At 34.0% G+C, this 1,933-nt stretch carries 2 protein-coding genes; both read right to left on the reverse strand.

Annotated features, from left to right (window positions below):
* Nucleotides 1-302: 302 nt before the first annotated feature.
* Nucleotides 303-1,295, reverse strand: a complete 993-nt coding sequence (gene galE / locus FKZ59_RS14280) for a UDP-glucose 4-epimerase GalE (protein WP_141603386.1) — start codon at nt 1,293-1,295, stop codon at nt 303-305.
* A gap of 501 nt (nt 1,296-1,796) precedes the next feature.
* Nucleotides 1,797-1,933, reverse strand: a 137-nt coding sequence (locus tag FKZ59_RS14285; protein ID WP_141603258.1) for an IS3 family transposase, incomplete at its 5' end; no start/stop codon positions are given.

Here is a 1,933-nt window from a genome sequence, read left to right on the forward strand (position 1 = left end):
CTAATTTTACAGGCACGATATTGAGTTTTTCCGTTGTCAAAAAAAGAACACCTCCTCTGTAATTGTTACTTTCATCTTACAGGGAGGTGTCATTGATTTATAGGCGTTGTTTGATTTCGGGCTTACAAACTAAATAGAGCATATAATAAACGCCCACGAAAAAACACGTGGGCGTTATTTTACGCTTACTGATATGCGTCGTTTGAATTCGGGCTTACAAAATTTCTACCATATATAAAAACCATGGTAGCACAAACCTTGACCTATGGTTTGAACTACTATGGTTTTTGGCTTTTAAAAGACTATAATGACTTCTCAAATCTCCAAGCATCTCTGCACATGTCAATAATATTTTTTTTCGCTTTCCATCCTAATTCTCTTTCAGCTTTTAATACATCCGCAAAACAAACAGCAATATCTCCTGGTCTTCGTTCCACAATTTCGTATGGTATTTTAATTCCATTCGCTTCTTCAAAGGCTTTAACCAACTCTAACACACTTGTTCCCTTACCAGTACCTAAATTATAAACATGTACGCCTTTGACTTTAGTAAGATGTTTATAAGCTGCAACATGACCTTCAGCTAAATCCATTACATGGATATAATCTCGGATACCGGTACCGTCAGGAGTCGGGTAATCAATGCCGAATACTTTTAATTTTTCTAATTCCTTTTTTGCAACTTTTGTTATATAAGGCATTAAATTATTTGGAATTCCTTTCGGATTTTCACCAATAAGTCCGCTCTCATGAGCACCAACCGGATTAAAGTATCTTAATATCGCCACTGAAAAATTTGGATCCGCATTTGCAACATCCATTAAAATTCTTTCACTCATCGCTTTTGATTCTCCATAAGGATTAGTTGTCGGCAGTAACCTCATATCCTCTTTAAACGGCACTTTATTTTCACCATAAACTGTTGCGGATGAACTAAATACAAATTTATTCACATTGTACTTTTTACAAACTTTCAATAATATCATTGTACTTACAACATTATTTAAATAATACTTTAAAGGCTCTGTAACTGATTCTCCAACCGCCTTATAACCTGCAAAATGTATGACACCCTCAATATCATGAATTGAGAAAACATTCTCGAGTGCTTCTTCATCCGTAACATCAACATTATAAAAAATAAAATCATTTTTCAATTTCCGGAGATTTTCTAAAACAGATGGATTACTGTTTGAAAAATTATCTAAAATGATCAAAGAATAACCTTGCTCCATTAAAGAAACACAGGTATGTGAGCCAATATAACCAGTTCCACCTGTTACTAAAAGCTTCATTTTTTCAACTCCATTTCAAATATCCTCAATTGCATTAATCGTTTTACAAGTGTCTAACTTTCTAATCGCTTAATTACTTTCTAAGGATAAATAACATTATTTAATTAGGATATTGCAAGACAAAAATTATTATTACTGTCACTTCACCATTAGTATCATTAAATAAACGCCTCTGAGAGACTCTCAATTTTTTTGTGTATTACTTATTGCTAATTCCATGGATATGAAGCAATCCAACAGCAGTGAGATGATATAATTTCAAAAACAAAATTATCCAATTTTTTCTATCCGTTTTTTTAAAAGAGTGGATCTACGTCAAGTTTTTGGACACAAAAAGATTAAGTTTTTTGCACAACAACCATTCATGGATTGTTCCACATCCCAAGTAGATTGTCAAAGTGAAAAGAGCCTTTGACAATCTACTTGGGACGTGGAGAAATAAACCCATGGCTGTTGTGCCAAAAAAAATGTGAAGGGGGGAAGTGTTCTGTACCCCATGTTTTACGCTGCAATTCGGCACATTTTTTCGTATTCATCCGGTGTCAAATAACCAATGCTTCCATGAATTCGTTTTCGATTATACCAACCTTCGATGAATTGAAATAACGCAATTCTCGCTGTCTCAAAGCTTTCGTATT

Origin of the sequence: Ureibacillus terrenus (genome assembly GCF_006569205.1) — a bacterium.
In the GTDB taxonomy this organism is placed as follows: domain Bacteria; phylum Bacillota; class Bacilli; order Bacillales_A; family Planococcaceae; genus Ureibacillus; species Ureibacillus terrenus.

What these genes read in the sequence shown, in the direction of transcription:
- galE (WP_141603386.1), bottom strand. Translation starts at nt 1,295, where the DNA reads ATGAAGCTTTTAGTAACAGGTGGAACTGGTTATATTGGCTCACATACC.